The organism is Lelliottia sp. WB101 (assembly GCF_003051885.1).
Taxonomy (GTDB): Bacteria; Pseudomonadota; Gammaproteobacteria; order Enterobacterales; family Enterobacteriaceae; genus Enterobacter; species Enterobacter nimipressuralis.
On record NZ_CP028520.1, the window covers coordinates 3126351 to 3141848 of the forward strand.

Here is a 15498-nt window from a genome sequence, read left to right on the forward strand (position 1 = left end):
ATAAGTGGTATCGATGATAATTGACTGTAGTTACTAATTTTAATGGTTTTTTTACATGTTAAGGGTGACATTCTCGGCAACAGATTGGACTTTCCAGACTCCGCCTTCCTGAACCATGCAATCTATAACTGTATGTTTTTTGTTAAAACCAAACGTTACGTAGACTTGGGTGCAAACAGCATCGAAATCTGAAGCAACTACTGTGACTTGTTGCCAGTCTTCGTCAAAATCTTGTGATTTAATGAACATATCTGCGTCAGGAATATCAGCTTCATTTGGATCTGCTGAATACAGTGCCTTGAGTGATTTTATCGTCCTGGTGGTTACATAGCGTTTTAGGCCGACATAATTATGAAGTGGTTCTTTATTCTTTAACAGCTGGCTTACGTACCATTTATTAAATTGAAGCGATGCTGATTCCGCCTCTGATGGAGGAAATGATGCGATAGCGAGAGATGGAAATAATACTAAAAAAATGAATTTTTTTTTCATGGTTAATCCCGTCTGTATATAGCGTAAGTGGGTTGCAGTTCTCTGTAACGGCTTCCAGGGTACATACTCCTCTGCTGAAAATCAGAATACCAGGTTCCGGAACCATCATAGATACAAGCATGTCCATGGGGATGCCCAGGGATGGGTTGGATAACAGCTACGTCGCCCTCCTGAGGTTCTCCATAGACTCTTTTGAACCCAACAGCGATAAGATTTGAACCCATATCTCTTGCCTCTGGCGTGTTTCGGATATCTGCTCCACCAGCACGAATAGCATTTGAAACATAATGTGCGCATTTGCTCTGGCTATTGGCACCAGCATGTTGACGCGCGTAAGTGACTGCTTTGTGTTTATCCCATGACATTCGCTTGTTCCTATTTCAATTAAAAAAATAAAAACATATTTTGCACCTGCCGCTTTAGTAATTTTGTAATTATTCATGAGCGTAAGTTAACAAATATAACTAAAGTAAATGAAAGATAGAATTGTATTTATGAGTGTCATGATTGCTGGAGTAATTTCTCTGAGTCAGTTCAGCAGTGTCAGCGAGCTAAGGAAGGGTATAGAGACCTATATCCATTATTACAACAACGATTAAGCCTGAAATTAAAAGAACTGAGTCCGGTAGAATACCGAACCCAGGCTCTGAAGACTGCTTAACATGAACAGTTCAACTTTATGGGGTCAGTCCACATTCGTCTGGCGAATAATTAGTTGGCTGGGCACGGAAATTCATGCGTCAGCGCCAGAACAACAGGAAGTACAGGTGCAATCGTACGTGATTTAGGATGTGTTTTATAATACTCCCCTACGGTATCGAAGGCCTGACTGAATGCAAAGTTGTCATCTACACAAATTTTCTTATCGATAATGAGCATTGCGGTTACTCCTCGCACAAACCCCATATACCCAAAGGCATCATAACTGTTGTATTCTCGATTGTAATCTTTATAGCCTTTGTACAAGTAATTACCATCAAATTCGGCAAGAACGAACGAGGGGGACGCTAAGAGCAGGATTGTCGCTAAGGCTTTTAGTTTCTTCATATATAAATACCTGTATTTTTATCTGTCGCAAGAGTCCAAATCTGTCAAGCTTGCGTAGATTCTGTGTTCAGTAGGGCGGAGCATAAATTTTTTGTCATTGATTCATACTTTGAATGATTCATTAATTCTGATTTAAAAAATCAATACATTTGTTAGGGCCAGACTTCGACTAATAATTTATAAACTCTGATGATATGAAACCTTGCGAAAACGCAAAATTTCACATCGTAAATAAAAATGTTGATGAAAGAGTCTTTGAGAAAATGAGTCCTTTAATTTTTCGTGGTTGATTCATGAAGTTTTCTTAAAGATAAACCTCCTTAGGGTAATAACCTTTCCATAAATACGTTTTTGTCATGGCAGGCCAGATGAAGGGGATGATTTCTGCAGAGAAAGCCAAAATCACAACAGACTCTTAGCATCGCTAGCCTTCCCAAACTCACCACATGGATCACCATTCGCAAAAAAATCGCAAGAATTTGTTTCTCAGGTGCATAAATACGCAGTTCCGCTCTCGACGGGGCGGCGCAGGGTGCCTATTATGCTTAGGTTTCGCAATTTGTATGGGGAAGAGAGAATGCGTTCAGCGTTTTGGGTAGGGTGTGCGGCATTACTGTTGTCTGCGTGCAGCAATGAGCCGGTTCAGCAGGCGACAGCGGCACATGTTTCACCGGGAATGAAAGCGGCAATGTCCAGCTCCGGGCAGGCCAGTTGCGCAATGGTGGGCGGATCGTTGTCTGTCGCTCGCCAGCTTGATGGCTCGGCTGTCGGGATGTGTGCGTTGCCTAATGGCAAACGCTGCAGTGAGCAGTCGCTTGCCGTAGGGTCATGCGGTAATTACTGATTAGTCTGCGCGTTTAAACATCAGCGTTTTATCTGCTGTCGCCAGCGTCAACTGATTTTCCGTCAGATCGACCTGCGCGCCTTTGCGCAGCATATCGCCTATTGTTGCATCCAGCTCGTTAAGCTGCTGATCCGTGCAGAGTTTGCGCGTCATCGCCATGGCTTTGACCTTCAGCTCGCCTTCCGATAATTTGCCTTCGCCGCTAAAGCGGTTGCACATCACGCCGGAAACAGCCATTTTCTCGCCAAAGCGTAATTCCGGTGGCACCGCGGTGGGTTTGACCGCCGCACCGTTTACGCTCTCCAGCACAAAACGGTGCCCTTCGAGTTGGCCTGCCTGGACAGACGCCTTTCCGGGATTAACACAACCTGCCAGCGCCAGGGTCATCAGGCTTAACGCCACGAGCTTTTTCATATTGCTTCTCAAACTATAAATCCGATAAATATATGTGAATATCTTTAACGATACCCTCCCGTTTGTCATGGGTGTTTATCTGAAAGTGCCGAAAGCCGGGCAGGGATATCCACCCGGCTATCAAAACGTTAGTGCGATTTAAAGCCTGCGGCAGTCATCAGGATGCGGAAGAACATCCCCACAGCAGCCAGTGCCAGCACGCTGCCTCCCCAAATAATGACTAACCACATCAGGCGTTTCCAGACCGGCTGTTGCATCAGTGATACCCCTCCCCATGTTGCACTTTTCCGCGAAACACGTAGTAGCTCCAGAACGTATAGACCAGAATAATCGGGATGATCAGCAGGGCGCCGACCAGCATAAAGCCCTGGCTTTGTGGCGGTGCTGCGGCCTGCCAGATCGTGATGGACGGCGGAATAATGTACGGCCAGATGCTGATCCCAAGCCCGCTAAATCCGAGGAAAATCAGCCCCAACGTCAGCACAAACGGTGCATTGTGGCTGTCGCTATCGTTCAGTTTTTTCCAGGCCCAACCGCTCAGTACGAGGACCAGCAATGGCACCGGCAGCAGGAACCACAGATTGGGCAGGGTAAACCAGCGCTCGGCGATTGCCGGGTGGGCCAGCGGCGTCCACAGGCTGATGACCGCGATAACCGCTAACAGCGTCAGCAGCAGCTTTTTAGATACCCCGCGCATTTTCCCCTGCAGCGGGTTTTCACTTTTCATCACCAGCCAGGTCGCGCCGAGCAGGGCGTACGCCACCGTCAGACCCACGCCACAGAACAGGTTAAACAGCGTAAACCAGTCAAATGGGCCGCCGCTGTAGGCGCGCTCGGTCACCGAAAAACCGTTAATCACCGCGCCAACCACCACGCCCTGGCTGAAGGTGGCAAGAATGGAGCCGCCAATAAAAGCCTTGTCCCAGAAAGGCCGGTGTGCGGGCGTCGCTTTAAAACGAAACTCAAACGCCACACCGCGGAAAATCAGGCCGATCAGCATCAACGTGAGTGGGATGGTGAGGGCATCGATAATCACTGCGTAAGCCAGTGGAAACGCACCGAAAAGCGCCGCCCCCCCGAGCACCAGCCAGGTTTCATTCCCGTCCCAGACGGGGGCCACGCTGTTAACCATCACGTCGCGATCGTCTGCGTCGCGGGTGGTCGGAAACAGAATGCCGATGCCTAAATCGAAGCCGTCCATAACGATATACATCAGCGTGGCGAATACGATAATCACAAACCAGATAATGGAAAGATCGATGCCCATTATGGTTTCTCCTTAATCACAAATTCAGTGCTGGCGGCAGAGAGCGGGCGAGCCGGACGGCCATCGTTTTCGGTCGGGAAGGATTCGTGTTCCTGCGGACCTTTTTTGATAAGTCGCACCATGTAGCTGTAACCAACGCCGAACACCGAGGTATAGACGACAATAAAGGCCAACAGGCTTACGCTCATATGCAGATCGCCATGGGCAGATACCGCATCTGACGTGCGTTGCAGACCATAAACGACCCATGGCTGACGACCCACTTCGGTGGTGACCCAACCGGCAAGGATGGCGATCAGGCCGGACGGTCCCATCAGCAAAGCGAACCACAGGAAAGGACGCGAGGTATAAACGCGCTGCCTGTAGCGCAGCCAGACGGCGACAACGCCTAACAGCAGCATCAGCATTCCCAGCCCCGCCATGATGCGGAATGACCAGAAGACGATGGTCGAGTTCGGGCGATCCTCTTTCGGGAAATCTTTCAGCGCTGGCACCTGTTTATCCAGGCTGTGCGTCAGAATCAGGCTGCCGAGCGCCGGGATTTCCAGCCCATAGCGGGTGCGCTCTTGCTCCATATCTGGCCAGCCAAACAACAATAACGGTGTCGGTTCACCGGGTGGGTTTTCCCAGTGACCTTCAATCGCCGCAATTTTGGCGGGCTGATGTTTTAACGTATTCAGGCCGTGCATATCACCGACCATCGCCTGAATTGGCGCAACAATCAGCGTCATCCACAGCGCCATGGAAAACATGTGACGAATAGCGGGCGTATTGTTACCGCGCAGAAGATGCCAGGCCGCAGATGCACCCACAAACAGGGCGCTGCTCAGGAATGCCGCAATGGACATATGGAACAGGCGGTAAGGGAAGGAGGGGTTAAACACCACCGCGAACCAGTCGACCGGGACCACCACGCCGTTGACGATCTCATACCCCTGAGGGGTCTGCATCCAGCTGTTGGACGCCAGGATCCAGAAGGTCGAAATAATGGTGCCCAGCGCCACCATGCAGGTGGAAAAGAAGTGCAGCCCCGGCCCGACTTTGTTCCAGCCAAACAGCATCACCCCGAGGAAACCGGCTTCGAGGAAGAAGGCGGTCAGCACTTCGTAGGTCAGCAGTGGGCCGGTAATACTCCCCGCGAACTGCGAAAATCCGCTCCAGTTGGTCCCGAACTGGTAGGCCATCACCAGCCCGGACACCACGCCCATGCCAAAGTTGACGGCGAAAATTTTGGACCAGAAATGGTACAGCGAGCGCCATACGGGGTTTTTGGTCTTCAGCCAAAGCCCTTCCAGCACCGCCAGATAGCTGGCGAGACCAATGGTGATCGCCGGGAAAATAATGTGGAAGGATACGGTAAAGGCAAACTGTATCCGCGCCAGATGAAAAGCATCTAAACCAAACATGCACAGCCTCAATGTCAATCGGTGTGGTGTTATGGTATAGGGGGCGGAATCGAACTATCAGAGGCAGAAATTTGAAATTTATGTATAACAGTTTGCGAAATAGATAGGCTTTAGTCATCTGATATAGTGAACAGTTAAGCGCGACTAACGCATAAAGCCGTTAAACGTTCAGAGCATAAGAATTTTATTTTTATGAGTTTTCTTCATTAAAGGGGTTGTTTTGTTCTCTCAGTCATGCGTTAATGGCCCCTCGGTTTGATACCCAAAAAAATATCTGACGTCGTTTCAAAGCATTTCTCATCACGTTGTGCCTCTCCGCAGCCTCTTGGGTCTTCTCTTTACACTCTGACACTCCGATTAGTTTTGTCTCAGACCATCATTGCCTTGAAAGGCCCAATTTGTTATTCACGTATTTACGTGTTCTGGAGATTCATATGGTTTCTTATATCCATTTTCGCTGCCCATGCTGTCATGGCTCGCAATACCGCACATCCGTTTTTGATGTGTCTGAAAAAAACCCGCACGGTGCGAAATGCATTTTCTGCAAATCGTCCATGATGACCTTTGACCATCTGGCAACATCCGCGCCATCTGAGCGTGCACACCTCAGTCATCGTCCGTCATAACACCGCGTAAGCTATAACAGTTCATTAAAACTGCCAATTTTCTCCTGCTGATATACTATGGTGTGAAGCAAGGAGAGAACGATGAAAAAATACCAGCGCCTGGCGCAGCAAATCATTTCGCAAATCGAACTTGGCGTATGGTTGCCGGGAGATAAACTACCGTCGTTGCGTGAGCAAGTTGCCAGCAGCGGCATGAGTTTCATGACCGTCGGTCATGCCTATCAAACGCTGGAAAGTCAGGGGCGAATCGTTGCTCGCCCACAGTCGGGATACTACGTTGCTCCACGCCCGATAAAGCAGCAGCCTGCGCCACCGGCGCAGGTGATGCGCGACGAAGTGGTCGATATCAATACCTATATTTTTGATGTCCTGCAGGCCAGCCGCGACCCCTCTGTTTTACCCTTTGCCTCCGCATTTCCCGACCCGCGGCTTTTCCCGCTTCAGCAGTTAAACCGATCCCTTGCCAACGTCAGCAAAACCGCAACCGCCATGAGCGTGATTGAAAACCTGCCGCCGGGTAACGTCGATCTCCGCCACGCCATCGCCCGCCGCTACGCGCAGCAGGGGATGAATATTTCGCCGGAAGAGATTGTGATTACCGCCGGTGCGCTGGAAGCCCTCAATCTGAGTCTCCAGGCCGTGACCGAACCCGGTGACTGGGTGATTGTCGAAAACCCCTGTTTCTACGGTGCACTTCAGGCGCTGGAAAGGTTAAAGCTCAAGGCGCTGTCGATCGCCACCGACGTGCGTGAAGGGATCGATCTCAACGCCCTTGAGCAGGCGCTGAACGACTATCCGGTGAAAGCCTGCTGGTTGATGACTAACAGCCAAAATCCACTGGGCTTTACCCTCAGCGCCGAGAAAAAAGCCCATCTTGTGGCGCTGCTGACGAAACATAACGTCACCTTGATCGAAGATGACGTCTACAGCGAGCTCTATTTTGGGCGTGAAAAACCGCTGCCCGCAAAAGCCTGGGACCGCCAGGATATGACATTACACTGCTCATCCTTCTCGAAATGTCTGGTTGCCGGTTTTCGTATCGGCTGGGTCGCTGCAGGCAAACACGCGCGCCGCATCCAGCAATTACAACTGATGAGCACGCTTTCGACCAGCTCCCCGATGCAGCTTGCGCTGGTGGATTATCTCGCCACCAAACGTTATGACGCTCATCTTCGCCGTCTGCGCCGCACGCTGGCCGAGCGTAAGCAGCAGGCGTGGCAATCGTTAATGCGCCATCTGCCGGCGGAAGTGAAAATTCACCACAACGACAGCGGCTACTTTTTGTGGCTGGAACTGCCTGCACAGCTGGACGCCGGGCTGCTCAGTGAGCAGGCGCTGGCACACCATATCAGCATCGCGCCGGGCAAAATGTTTTCTACCTCCGACGTCTGGACGCCGTTCTTTCGCTTTAATACCTCCTGGGCGTGGGGGGAGCGAGAAGAACATGCTGTAATCCAGCTGGCGAAATTAATAAGCGTCATGCTGAAATAAGCGAAAAGGCTTATTTACCGCAGACGTAAAATCCTCGTATAAATAAACAATGCTTATCCTGTGACCGGCGCCGGGTTTATTCCCGACTGCCGGTCATAGGAAATCTGCATACCGCCGCTCGCCGCTAACTCCTTGTCTATAATCCACTTAACAGGGAATGCGCCCTCTGTCACAACCTGATGAAATTTCCAAAGCCCGCAGGGTGCGGCGCATTTGCGCAGTCTACGTTTATTAAGGGAGATATTTTTACGGCACGGCTGCCGCCAAATTTCATTGCGACAGGAGTAAATCAAATGAGCAAAAAATTTGCCCGCAGCAGCCTGTGCGCGCTCGGCATGACCATCATGACTGCGCAAGCCGCAGAGCCGCCTAAAGAGATCGGCAAAGGCGAGGGAAGGCTGGATATCATCGCCTGGCCGGGATACATCGAACGCGGCCAGACGGATAAAAATTACGACTGGGTCACCCAGTTTGAAAAAGAGACCGGCTGTGCGGTAAACGTCAAAACGGCAGCTACCTCCGATGAGATGGTCAGCCTGATGGCTAAAGGGGGCTATGACCTGGTCACCGCTTCCGGCGATGCCTCGTTACGTTTGATTATGGGGAAACGCGTCCAGCCCATTAATCCGGATCTGATCCCCAACTGGAAAACCATTGATTCGCGCATCGTGAAAGGCGAATGGTTTAACGTTGGCGGCAAAGTCTACGGCACGCCGTATCAGTGGGGACCGAACCTGCTGATGTACAACACGAAAACCTTCCCGACACCGCCGGACAGCTGGGCGGTGATCTTTAAAGAGCAAAATCTCCCGGACGGCAAAACCAACAAAGGCCGTGTGCAGGCCTATGATGGCCCGATCTACATTGCTGATGCCGCGCTGTTCGTCAAAGCCACGCAGCCGCAGCTCGGCATTACTGACCCGTATCAGCTCACCGAAGCGCAATACGCAGCCGTACTGAAAGTGCTGCGTGACCAGCACGCGCTTATTCACCGTTACTGGCACGACACCACCGTTCAGATGAGCGACTTCAAAAACGAAGGCGTGGTGGCATCGAGCGCATGGCCTTATCAGGCTAACGCCCTGAAAGGGGAAAACCAGCCCATCGCCACGGTCTTCCCGAAAGAGGGGGTAACCGGCTGGGCAGACACCACCATGCTGCACGCCGAAGCCAAACATCCGATGTGCGCCTACAAGTGGATGAACTGGTCGCTGACACCAAAACTGCAGGGCGATCTGGCGGCGTGGTTCGGCTCCCTGCCGGTGGTGGCTGAAGGCTGTAAAGCCAGCACGCTGCTCGGCGAAAAAGGTTGCGAAACCAACGGCTATAACGAATTCGACAAAATCATGTTCTGGAAAACCCCGATTGCAGAAGGCGGAAAATATGTCCCGTACAGCCGCTGGACGCAGGATTACATCGCCATCATGGGTGGCCGTTAATCGCCCGGGAGCAGACCATGACGTATGCAGTTGAGTTTAACGACGTCTCCCGTCTGTACGGCGACGTACGGGCGGTGGACGGTGTAACCATAGGCATTCGCGACGGCGAATTTTTCTCCATGCTGGGGCCTTCTGGCTCCGGCAAAACCACCTGTCTGCGCCTGATTGCCGGGTTCGAGCAGTTGAGCGGCGGGGCGATCAAAATCTTTGGCAAAGAGGCGAGCGAGCTACCGCCGTGGGAACGCGATGTGAACACCGTGTTCCAGGATTACGCTCTGTTCCCGCATATGTCGATCATTGAAAACGTTGCCTACGGGCTGATGGTAAAAGGCGTCGATAAAAAGAAACGTCAGGCGCAGGCGCGTGACGCGCTGGAGAAAGTGGGGTTAGGGTTTGCGGAAAAGCGTAAGCCCTCTCAGCTTTCCGGCGGGCAGCGCCAGCGTGTGGCTATCGCCCGCGCGCTGGTCAATGAGCCGCGTGTACTCTTGCTCGACGAACCGCTCGGTGCGCTGGATCTGAAGCTGCGCGAGCAGATGCAGTTCGAGCTGAAAAAACTTCAGCAGGAGCTGGGGATTACCTTTATTTTCGTTACCCACGATCAGGGCGAAGCGCTGTCGATGTCCGATCGCGTCGCCGTGTTTAACAACGGGCGAATTGAACAGGTCGATACGCCGCGCGAGCTTTATATGCGCCCGCGCACGCCATTCGTCGCCAGCTTTGTCGGCACATCCAACGTGTTTGATGCCGCCGTTGCAAAACAGGTTTGCGGCATGGAAGGAATTTATTCGCTGCGCCCGGAACATATTCGCCTCAATCAGAGCGGCGATGTTCAGGTACAGGGCGTGGTGCAGGCGGTGCAATATCAGGGCGCGGCAACCCGGTTTGAGCTGCGTCTCGCCGATGGCGCAAAACTGCTGGTGAGCCAGGCCAATCTGAGCGGCGCGAATATCCCTGTGGATGTTGCCCCAGGGCAGCAGGTGCTGGCCTCCTGGTCGCGCGAGGCAATGGTGCCGCTGCATGAGGAAAGGTGAGATGGACATGAGCGTTTCGCCTGCACCGTCCTCCCGTGGCCCGGTCAGCCGGATCACGACGCTGCTCTGGCGCAAACCGTCGCTCGGGCTGTTCCTGCTCCTGCTTGGGCCACTGATGTGGTTCGGGATTGTCTATCTCGGCTCGCTGCTGACCCTGCTGTGGCAAGGTTTCTACACCTTCGACGATTTCACCATGTCGGTGACGCCGGATCTGACCTTTGCGAACATACTGGCGCTTTTCAACCCTGCCAATTACGACATCATCCTGCGCACTTTGCTGATGGCCATTGCCGTCACGATTGCCAGCGCGATTCTGGCCTTTCCAATGGCGTGGTACATGGCGCGCTACACGCGCGGTAAATGGAAAGCTTTTTTCTATATCGCGGTGATGCTGCCGATGTGGGCGAGCTACATCGTTAAGGCCTACGCGTGGACGCTATTGCTGGCAAAAGATGGCGTCGCGCAGTGGTTTCTCGGCTATATGGGGCTGGAGCCGCTGCTGATGTCAGTGCTGACGCTGCCCGCAATTGGCGGTAACACGCTGTCGACGTCCGGCTTGGGGCGCTTCCTCGTCTTTGTCTATATCTGGCTGCCGTTTATGATCTTGCCCGTTCAGGCGGCGCTGGAACGCCTGCCGCCCTCGCTGTTACAGGCGTCAGCCGATCTGGGCGCGCGCCCGCGCCAGACTTTCCGCTACGTGGTGCTGCCGCTGGCCATTCCTGGCATTGCGGCCGGTTCGATTTTTACCTTCTCGCTAACGCTGGGCGATTTTATCGTGCCGCAGCTGGTCGGCCCGCCGGGTTATTTCATTGGCAACATGGTCTATGCGCAGCAGGGGGCGATCGGCAACATGCCGATGGCAGCGGCGTTCACCTTAGTGCCGATTGTGCTTATCTCACTCTATCTGGCGTTCGTGAAACGTCTGGGAGCGTTCGATGCACTCTGAACGCGCGAACGTGTTCCTGAAAGTGGCGGCCTGGGGCGGGGTCATCTTCCTTCACTTCCCACTTCTGATTATCGCCATCTATGCTTTTAATACAGAGGATGCGGCGTTCAGCTTTCCGCCGAAAGGGCTGACTCTGAAGTGGTTTAGCGTGGCGGCATCAAGAAGCGATATTATCGATTCAGTGACGTTGTCACTTCAGATCGCGTCGCTCTCCACGGCCATTGCGCTGGTGCTGGGGACCCTTGCGGCGGCGGCACTCTGGCGCAGCGAGTTTTTCGGCAAAAACGCCATCTCGCTGCTGCTTCTGTTGCCGATTGCGCTTCCGGGGATCATCACCGGTCTGGCGCTACTGACGGCGTTTAAAACCATCAATCTCGAGCCGGGCTTTTTCACCATCGTTACCGGCCACGCGACCTTCTGCGTGGTGGTGGTGTTCAACAACGTCATCGCTCGCTTCCGGCGCACCTCGTGGAGCCTGGTCGAAGCGTCGATGGATTTAGGTGCCGACGGCTGGCAAACCTTCCGCTACGTCGTGCTGCCGAATTTAAGCTCTGCACTGCTGGCGGGGGAATGCTGGCGTTTGCACTGTCGTTCGACGAAATCATCGTCACGACATTTACGGCGGGACATGAGCGTACGTTACCGCTGTGGTTACTCAATCAGCTTGGTCGCCCGCGTGACGTGCCCGTCACTAACGTGGTTGCGCTGCTGGTGATGCTGGTAACGACCATTCCGATTCTGGGGGCCTGGTGGCTAACCCGCGACAACGAAAACGTGGTCGAAAGCGGGAAATAACGTTGATTTCAACAGGATAATTCTATGCAAACTCAACTGCTGATTAATGGTGAACTGGTCACCGGCGAAGGCGAAAACCAGCCGGTTTACAATCCTGCCACGGGCGAGGTACTGCTGGAGATCGCCGAAGCGTCTGCCGCACAGGTCGACGCTGCCGTGCGAGCCGCCGACCGCGCCTTTTCAGAATGGGGCCGAACCACGCCGAAAGCGCGTTCCGAATGCCTGCTGAAACTGGCCGATATGATTGAGGAACATGCCAACACATTCGCGCGCCTCGAATCGCAAAACTGCGGCAAGCCGCTGCACTGTGTCATCAACGACGAAATCCCCGCAGTCGTGGATGTGTTCCGTTTCTTTGCAGGTGCCGCTCGTACGCTGAATGGACTGGCGGCGGGAGAGTACCTCGACGGCCATACCTCCATGATTCGCCGCGATCCGGTGGGCGTAGTGGCGTCCATCGCGCCGTGGAACTATCCCCTGATGATGGCGGCGTGGAAGCTGGCTCCGGCGCTGGCCGCCGGTAACTGCGTGGTGATCAAACCTTCTGAAATCACGCCGCTGACCGCACTCAAACTGGGCGAACTGGCGAAAGAGATATTCCCGGCAGGGGTATTAAATGTATTGTTCGGTCGCGGCAAAACCGTTGGCGACCCGCTGACGGGGCATGAAAAAGTACGCATGGTCTCCCTGACCGGTTCAATTGCCACCGGCGAGCATATAATCGGCCACACGGCGTCGTCGATTAAACGCACCCACATGGAGCTGGGCGGTAAAGCGCCAGTCATCGTCTTTGACGATGCTGACCTCGACGCGGTTGTCGAGGGCGTGCGGACCTTCGGTTTCTATAACGCGGGCCAGGACTGTACCGCCGCATGTCGGATATACGCGCAAAAAGGCATTTACAACGCCCTGGTGGAAAAGCTCGGTGCGGCGGTGGCCACGCTGAAAACCGGCGCGCCGGATGATGAATCCACCGAACTGGGGCCGCTCAGTTCTGCGGCGCATCTGGCGCGGGTTTGCCAGGCGGTGGATGCAGCCAAAGCGCTTGGGCACGTCAACGTGGTGACCGGGGGCAATAAAGTGGACGGCGCAGGGTATTACTTCCAGCCCACGCTGCTGGCGGGAGCAAAACAGGAAGACGCCATCGTCCAGCGCGAAGTGTTTGGCCCGGTGGTCAGCATGACGGAGTTCAGCGATGAAGAGGAAGTTCTGGCCTGGGCCAATGACTCGCAGTATGGTCTGGCGTCATCGGTGTGGACGAAAGACGTGGGCCGCGCGCATCGACTCAGCGCTCAGCTGCAATACGGCTGCACCTGGGTGAATACCCATTTCATGCTGGTCAGCGAAATGCCGCACGGCGGCATGAAACTATCCGGTTACGGCAAAGATATGTCGGTGTATGGCCTGGAGGATTACACCGTGGTCAGGCACGTCATGATTAAACACTAGCGCTGTTTAACGCCCGGTAGCGCTGCGCTTACCGGGCTTAAATCGTTGCCGGGTCAGGCGTCACCGCCACCCGGCAGTGTCTACCAGCCACAGACATCATGCTCATTTTCCGTGTCATACGCGCGCACGGTATTGACCAAATCTTTCACAACATCGGCTGCGACATCGGGAATTAACAGCTCCATTGGGGCCTGTGTCTCGTAATCGACCGATACGCCGTTGCTGTTATTCGTGACGGTGACGGTATACGTTGCCTTGCCCATCTTCTTACCCCTTATGTGTATTAACGACTTTTCCCAGGCCCGCGCCTTCAAGATTTGCCTGCGGATCGGCGAAGAAATCAATACTGAAGTAGGTATCGTCGGTCAGAAGCTCAATGCGGTGCCATTTTTGCGGTGGCGAAATGCCAAAAGAACCCGCTTCGATAATCAGTTCAATATCGGGTTCAGTGGCTTGCGCATCCGGGAATCCAAAATATTTCACCGCGCCCTGCATAACAGACAGGCGGCCATACACGCCCGCTTTGGTGTTGTGATGCGTGAACAGGGCCTTCGGTGCGGAGTCTTTGTTCCAGAATGGAGTGGCGCGGGTGTGAACAAAATTTTCAGGAATACGTAGCATAATAAGTTCCTTACGGGCGTTTAAATGCTCAAAGAGATTTCAAAACTTCCGGTTCAACAAAGAAATCGACGTTAAAAATCGTATCGTCAGTCATCGTTTCAATGTGATGCCATTTTTCAGGCGGAAACACGCCGAAATGGCCAGCCTTGATGATGAGTTCGCTGTCAGGGACCGGCGTGAACTCGTCGGCATAACCTAAGTAACGTATCGCTCCCTGACTTACCGACAAACGGGGATAAACGCCCGGTCGCGTGCCTTTATCAAGATGGCGCTGGAAAATGCCAGCAGGGGCGGTGTCCTTGTTCCAGAAAGGGGTGGAACGGGTATGAATACAACTCTGCGGAATGCGTAGCATAGTTTCTCCCTCTAAAGCCTGCTGTTATTACACCACTTTTCGGGCGCAATCATTGTGCAAAATGTGCATATAAGATGCAACTTTAAAGGGGTAGGAAAAGGGGTAACTCAGGCGGGGAATTAACGTCAACGAAATACTTCATTGTTATTAACCATGTGATTTTAGTGGTTAATCTGTAACATTAAAACTTGATCTGTATCAATATATGACGCATATTGCGCGCGGTTATTTATCGATCGAGTGCACAGAATGACGCTTTATCAAAAGATGTTGGTGTTTTACGCAGTCATGGCAGCGATTTGCGCCCTGATTACCTGGTTCCTGTCGAAAGACCGTAAACGCATTCGGTTTCTGAGCGCGTTTCTGGTGGGCTCGACCTGGCCGATGAGCTTTCCTGTGGCACTGTTGATCTCGCTTTTCTGAAGCACGCTTCCAAAATTTAAAGACAAAATAGCATTCCGTTACAGGTGACTGTATAAATACACAGTGCATCAACAAAGGAGTGCTTATGAACAGTTTTTACTCGCAGCAAGCCTGCTGCAATGTGCGCTGGCAGGACCTCCCTGGTTCTGGCGATCCCGTGGTCTTTATTCACGGCCTCGGCTGCGCCTCTTCGTATGAATATCCCCGCGTCGTCTGCGACCCGCAGTTTGGTGCGCGTCGGGCCATTCTTATCGACCTTCCCGGCAGTGGCTATAGCGACAAACCTGAACACTTTCTCTATCGCACCAGCGATCAGGCGAAGGTCGTTGTCGAACTTCTGAACCATCTCAATATTGACGCATTCTGGCTCTATGGCCACAGCATGGGCGGCAGCATCGCTATCGAAACCGCCGGGCTTACCGAAAACCGAATTCGCGGGCTGATTGTCTCTGAACCCAACTTTCATGCCGGAGGAGGCATGTTTAGCCGCGCAATTGCCGCGCAGAGTGAGGCCTCATTTATTGAAACTGGCTATCACACTATGCTTGCCGCCGAAGCGTCTGCGTGGGCGGGGTGTCTGCGCAGTAATGCACCTTATGCCGTCTGGCGCGGTGCCGCGTCTCTGGTTGCGGGCGTTACCCCTGACTGGAGCGCACGCTTTCTGGCGCTGAAATGTCCGGTCACGCTGCTGTTTGGCGAGCTCTCGTTGCCAGACGCCGAGGCCGAAGAGATGCGTCAGCAGGGTGTCCAGATTCTGGTGATCCCTGCCGCCGGGCATTCCATGTCGTGGGAAAATCCTTCCGCGCTGGCGCGCGCGCTTTCAGATTGTGTCTCAGAAGAGTGACAGCCCGC

The 15498-nt window shown here is 53.2% G+C and carries 19 protein-coding genes and 2 pseudogenes; 12 read left to right on the top strand and 9 right to left on the bottom strand.

From position 1 onward, the window contains the following. Positions 1–51: 51 nt before the first annotated feature. On the bottom strand, positions 52–492 hold the full coding sequence (locus DAI21_RS15055; protein WP_107703481.1) for a DUF3828 domain-containing protein: 441 nt from the start codon (positions 490–492) through the stop codon (positions 52–54). A gap of 503 nt (positions 493–995) precedes the next feature. On the opposite strand from DAI21_RS15055, the gene DAI21_RS23500 reads away from it, so the two are divergent. Next, positions 996–1091, top strand: coding sequence for an IS3 family transposase (locus tag DAI21_RS23500; protein ID WP_370447048.1), 96 nt, complete (start codon positions 996–998; stop codon positions 1089–1091). Beyond that, a pseudogene (locus DAI21_RS23505) lies at positions 1073–1153 on the top strand (hypothetical protein); the annotation flags it as partial. The gene DAI21_RS23500 and the pseudogene DAI21_RS23505, both read left to right, overlap by 19 nt. Before the next feature lie 50 nt (positions 1154–1203). On the opposite strand, the gene DAI21_RS15070 reads toward DAI21_RS23505, so the two are convergent. Then, entirely contained in the window at positions 1204–1539 is a 336-nt protein-coding gene (locus DAI21_RS15070; protein ID WP_107703483.1) for a Rap1a/Tai family immunity protein, read from the bottom strand. A gap of 577 nt (positions 1540–2116) precedes the next feature. Here DAI21_RS15070 and DAI21_RS15075 point away from each other — a divergent pair. Further along, positions 2117–2383 carry a DUF333 domain-containing protein gene (locus tag DAI21_RS15075; RefSeq protein ID WP_100780875.1) on the top strand — a complete coding sequence of 89 codons (267 nt, stop codon included), beginning with the start codon at positions 2117–2119 and terminating at the stop codon, positions 2381–2383. Here the strand turns inward: DAI21_RS15075 and hslJ are convergent, their stop codons facing one another. The 4 genes from hslJ to DAI21_RS15095 all read right to left on the bottom strand — a co-directional run bounded on the left by hslJ (position 2384) and on the right by DAI21_RS15095 (position 5470). Further along, positions 2384–2797: a heat shock protein HslJ gene (gene hslJ, locus DAI21_RS15080; RefSeq protein ID WP_107703484.1), complete on the bottom strand. Its 414-nt coding sequence runs from the start codon at positions 2795–2797 to the stop codon at positions 2384–2386. It abuts the gene before it with no gap. A gap of 128 nt (positions 2798–2925) precedes the next feature. Continuing rightward, on the bottom strand, positions 2926–3054 hold the full coding sequence (locus DAI21_RS15085) for a DUF2474 domain-containing protein (protein ID WP_107703485.1): 129 nt from the start codon (positions 3052–3054) through the stop codon (positions 2926–2928). Further along, a complete protein-coding gene (gene cydB, locus DAI21_RS15090) occupies positions 3054–4064 on the bottom strand; it encodes a cytochrome d ubiquinol oxidase subunit II (RefSeq protein ID WP_107703486.1) in 1011 nt (336 codons plus the stop codon). Before cydB ends, DAI21_RS15085 begins: the two co-directional genes overlap by 1 nt. Further along, positions 4064–5470, bottom strand: coding sequence for a cytochrome ubiquinol oxidase subunit I (locus DAI21_RS15095; RefSeq protein WP_100780027.1), 1407 nt, complete (start codon positions 5468–5470; stop codon positions 4064–4066). The genes cydB and DAI21_RS15095 overlap by 1 nt, the downstream gene beginning before the upstream one ends. Positions 5471–5904: 434 nt before the next feature. On the opposite strand from DAI21_RS15095, the gene DAI21_RS15100 reads away from it, so the two are divergent. The 7 genes and pseudogenes from DAI21_RS15100 to patD all read left to right on the top strand — a co-directional run bounded on the left by DAI21_RS15100 (position 5905) and on the right by patD (position 13247). Beyond that, positions 5905–6096 carry a cold-shock protein gene (locus DAI21_RS15100; RefSeq protein WP_100780028.1) on the top strand — a complete coding sequence of 64 codons (192 nt, stop codon included), beginning with the start codon at positions 5905–5907 and terminating at the stop codon, positions 6094–6096. Positions 6097–6177: 81 nt separating this feature from the next. Next, on the top strand, positions 6178–7587 hold the full coding sequence (locus DAI21_RS15105; protein WP_107703487.1) for a PLP-dependent aminotransferase family protein: 1410 nt from the start codon (positions 6178–6180) through the stop codon (positions 7585–7587). Between the two features lie 293 nt (positions 7588–7880). Beyond that, positions 7881–9026, top strand: a complete 1146-nt coding sequence (gene ydcS, locus DAI21_RS15110) for a putative ABC transporter substrate-binding protein YdcS (RefSeq protein WP_107703488.1) — start codon at positions 7881–7883, stop codon at positions 9024–9026. Positions 9027–9043: 17 nt separating this feature from the next. After that, positions 9044–10057 (top strand): ABC transporter ATP-binding protein, encoded by a 1014-nt coding sequence (locus tag DAI21_RS15115; protein ID WP_100780031.1) that lies wholly within the window; start codon positions 9044–9046, stop codon positions 10055–10057. 7 nt (positions 10058–10064) lie between these two features. Further along, positions 10065–11003: an ABC transporter permease gene (locus tag DAI21_RS15120; protein ID WP_369804784.1), complete on the top strand. Its 939-nt coding sequence runs from the start codon at positions 10065–10067 to the stop codon at positions 11001–11003. Then, positions 10993–11798 (top strand): annotated as a pseudogene (locus tag DAI21_RS15125) (ABC transporter permease). Before DAI21_RS15120 ends, DAI21_RS15125 begins: the two are co-directional and overlap by 11 nt. A 24-nt stretch (positions 11799–11822) precedes the next feature. Then, positions 11823–13247 carry an aminobutyraldehyde dehydrogenase gene (patD, locus tag DAI21_RS15130; protein ID WP_107703489.1) on the top strand — a complete coding sequence of 475 codons (1425 nt, stop codon included), beginning with the start codon at positions 11823–11825 and terminating at the stop codon, positions 13245–13247. An 80-nt stretch (positions 13248–13327) separates the two neighbouring features. Here the strand turns inward: patD and DAI21_RS15135 are convergent, their stop codons facing one another. From DAI21_RS15135 to DAI21_RS15145, 3 genes are read right to left on the bottom strand one after another with little or no spacing between them, the layout of a single operon-like run. Then, the gene (locus tag DAI21_RS15135; RefSeq protein WP_095282123.1) at positions 13328–13510 is read right to left on the bottom strand and encodes a DUF1869 domain-containing protein; all 183 of its coding nucleotides are present in this window, start codon (positions 13508–13510) and stop codon (positions 13328–13330) included. Between the two features lie 4 nt (positions 13511–13514). Continuing rightward, on the bottom strand, positions 13515–13868 hold the full coding sequence (locus tag DAI21_RS15140) for a DUF1971 domain-containing protein (protein ID WP_107703490.1): 354 nt from the start codon (positions 13866–13868) through the stop codon (positions 13515–13517). A gap of 28 nt (positions 13869–13896) precedes the next feature. Beyond that, positions 13897–14223 carry a DUF1971 domain-containing protein gene (locus DAI21_RS15145; RefSeq protein ID WP_100780036.1) on the bottom strand — a complete coding sequence of 109 codons (327 nt, stop codon included), beginning with the start codon at positions 14221–14223 and terminating at the stop codon, positions 13897–13899. Between the two features lie 249 nt (positions 14224–14472). Here DAI21_RS15145 and DAI21_RS15150 point away from each other — a divergent pair, with 249 nt between their 5' ends. Both DAI21_RS15150 and DAI21_RS15155 read left to right on the top strand, forming a co-directional pair. Then, complete coding sequence (locus DAI21_RS15150) at positions 14473–14646, top strand: GhoT/OrtT family toxin (protein WP_095284283.1); 174 nt, start codon at positions 14473–14475, stop codon at positions 14644–14646. Positions 14647–14731: 85 nt separating this feature from the next. Beyond that, on the top strand, positions 14732–15490 hold the full coding sequence (locus DAI21_RS15155; RefSeq protein ID WP_107703491.1) for an alpha/beta fold hydrolase: 759 nt from the start codon (positions 14732–14734) through the stop codon (positions 15488–15490). Positions 15491–15498: the final 8 nt, after the last annotated feature.